We start from the raw sequence: 2,537 nt of genomic DNA, 5'->3' as shown, positions 1-2,537 counted from the left end.
CGGCGACTTCACCAGTACCATCAAAGATGTCCAACCAGGCACCAAGGCTTATCTAGATGGCCCGTATGGGGTATTTACGATCGATCGGTATTGGGACAGTGCCGGATTCGTGCTGATTGCGGGTGGCGTAGGGATTACACCGATCTATAGCATTTTACTAACGGCGGCGCAACGTAAGGACGAGCGACCGTTTTTGCTGATTTATGCAGTTGCCAGTTGGGAAGATGTCACCTACAAAGACGAGTTGGAAGCATTCAAGGAAAACCTGGATCTGACGATCGTTTACGTGCTACGTAAAGCTCACGATGATTGGGAAGGCGAAACGGGCTATGTCGATCGATCGCTCCTCGCAAAACACATTCCCCGCCATCGTGGCAGTCGGCATTACTTTGTCTGTGCTGCTCCTGTGATGATGGCTGCGGTCGAACGTGCTTTGTTCGAGCTAGAGGTGCCCGTCACGAACGTCCATATGGAACACTTTAATTTAGCCTGAGGGGGGATTATGCGTTACAATCTGATGCTGCAATTGGTTGCAGGCACAACACTGATTTTGGTAAGTACTGCGGCTCTGTTTGCTTGGCTTCAAAACCGTGCCGAACCTGCCGAATCCAGAAATCGCCCAGTTTCCAGTCGTGTCGATCATTGAAACTAGAACCGTGCAGGCGATCGACACCACCAACTAGGACAAAACGAGAATCTTTTTGCCTATTATTACCACTGTAGCCGATCGCCCCGATCCGTCAGCCGATCCGTCAGTTTCCGCCAGTATACCGTCAGTGGCTACCCCTACCCAATCTAGGCTAAAATCGAACCACATAGACAAGGAGGCGGGCAGCATGTCACAAACCAACGCAATCGCGATTATTAATTCACTTCTCTTGCAGCTCCCCGAACCGCTCCAAGTCGAGGCATTGCACTATGTTGAGTATCTGACTTCCCGCCGTGCTGGCGCAGCCTCCCAGATTGGAAATCACCCCGCGACCCCAAAACGCAATGGTTTCGGCATTCTCAAAGGTAAAGTCACGATCGCGTCGGACTTTGATTCCCCCCTGGAAGAATTTGCCGATTACCAATAATCTATGAACCTGCTCATCGATACTCACATTTTGATTTGGTACATCGCTGGAAATCCCCGCCTGAACCCAGCGATGACCTGTCGATCGATATCCAATAGACAGGAATATCTCGATCTCAATTCTTAATGCGGTAGCCGATCGATTTGCGGATATCGGCAACAGGCATTGCCAATTCCTTGGCGATTGCTGCTTCGATCTGACTGGCTTGAGTGAAGGGAAACTCGTATTCGAGCCGCTTTAGAGTTGGTTCGGTAGTTTTGATAACCAGCTTAGTTAAACCGCTACGTCGATCGATTTCGGCATTCATCGTGAGGATTGTAACCGATCGTTTGGTGGTTAACTGAGTACCTGCCTGAAGTTTGTTGACAGAATCATAAGCACCATTGAGAACTCGTGCTGCCATAAAGTTGCCTGTAAACCAAATCGCTACAGCAATTAAGGGCAATGGCAGCCAAAATTCCCCACCAACGCGATGGAGCAGATGGAGCAAGCGCGGGGTAGACATTAGACTTCCTACGAAAGTTAGGGGATAGGGGATAGGGGATAGGGAATAGGGAATAGGAGGTTTATTGTAGTTTGAGAGCGTGCCGAATAGTCAAATCGTAGTCTAAGAGCGGACTAACTTAAATCTAACTTCTGACAGATGCCGATGCTGAGTTATCCTTTTACACTGGAGTTACAAAAAGGGGTTTAGCCAATGCGAATACTATTGGTAGAAGACGATCCAGATCAACTAGAGCCATTGCAATATGCCCTCTCTGAGGCGGGGCATATTGTCGATGGTATCGAAGATGGGAAGATCGCCCAGTCGATGGTATCGCAGCGGGACTATGACCTGTTAATCTTGGATTGGTTATTACCCCATGTCAGCGGATTGAGCTTATGCCAACAGTACCGTCGGCTCGGAAAAGCGGCTCCAGTGTTGATGTTGACTGCAAAAGATGCAACTTGCGACAAGATTAGTGGTTTGGATGCTGGAGCCGATGACTATCTCGTTAAACCTACGGATATATTTGAATTGCTAGCACGAGTGCGGGCATTGGGACGGAGATCGCCGCTGTGGCAAGGGGATGTACTGCATGTTAAAGATCTAATTTTGCATCTTTCCACGCTGACTGTAGCCAAAGGCGATCGCTGCCTACAATTATCGACCCGCGAATTTCAATTTTTAGAGTATCTGATGCGCCATCCGCGTCAGGTGCTGTCGCGTACTCAGATCGAGCAAGCCTTGTGGGCATGGGGTAGCGAACCAGAGAGTAATGCAATTACAACCTTAGTACGTCGGCTGCGGGTGCGGTTGGAGGCGGTAGGCGCGATCGATTGGTTAGAAACTATCTATGGCATGGGCTACAGCTTGAATCCAGATGTTCGGTCGTAGCCGCCGCAATCTTGCCCACTGGTTTACGCTATCGATGGGGAGTATTCTCCTCATTTTTGCCAGCATCATTTATTATCAGCAAG

General features: G+C 49.3%; 4 protein-coding genes and 1 pseudogene. 4 read left to right on the top strand and 1 reads right to left on the bottom strand.

Features of this window, described 5'->3' with window-relative positions:
* The 3 genes and pseudogenes from ACEW9J_RS09510 to ACEW9J_RS09500 form a co-directional block, all read left to right on the top strand.
* Positions 1-493: pseudogene (locus ACEW9J_RS09510) on the top strand (oxidoreductase); the annotation flags it as partial.
* Positions 494-502: 9 nt separating this feature from the next.
* Positions 503-646 (top strand): hypothetical protein, encoded by a 144-nt coding sequence (locus tag ACEW9J_RS09505; protein ID WP_373544887.1) that lies wholly within the window; start codon positions 503-505, stop codon positions 644-646.
* Positions 647-701: 55 nt separating this feature from the next.
* The gene (locus ACEW9J_RS09500) at positions 702-1,076 is read left to right on the top strand and encodes a DUF2281 domain-containing protein (RefSeq protein ID WP_373544886.1); all 375 of its coding nucleotides are present in this window, start codon (positions 702-704) and stop codon (positions 1,074-1,076) included.
* Positions 1,077-1,191: 115 nt separating this feature from the next.
* Here ACEW9J_RS09500 and ACEW9J_RS09495 read toward each other — a convergent pair whose 3' ends face one another.
* Positions 1,192-1,581, bottom strand: a complete 390-nt coding sequence (locus ACEW9J_RS09495; RefSeq protein WP_373544885.1) for a hypothetical protein — start codon at positions 1,579-1,581, stop codon at positions 1,192-1,194.
* Positions 1,582-1,773: 192 nt separating this feature from the next.
* Here ACEW9J_RS09495 and ACEW9J_RS09490 point away from each other — a divergent pair, with 192 nt between their 5' ends.
* On the top strand, positions 1,774-2,454 hold the full coding sequence (locus tag ACEW9J_RS09490) for a response regulator transcription factor (protein WP_373544884.1): 681 nt from the start codon (positions 1,774-1,776) through the stop codon (positions 2,452-2,454).
* Positions 2,455-2,537: the final 83 nt, after the last annotated feature.

This window comes from Chamaesiphon sp. (genome assembly GCF_041737865.1).
Lineage (GTDB): Bacteria > Cyanobacteriota > Cyanobacteriia > Cyanobacteriales > Chamaesiphonaceae > Chamaesiphon.
Note: the sequence above shows the minus strand (reverse complement) of the source record. Positions and strands in the feature narration are given on the sequence as shown.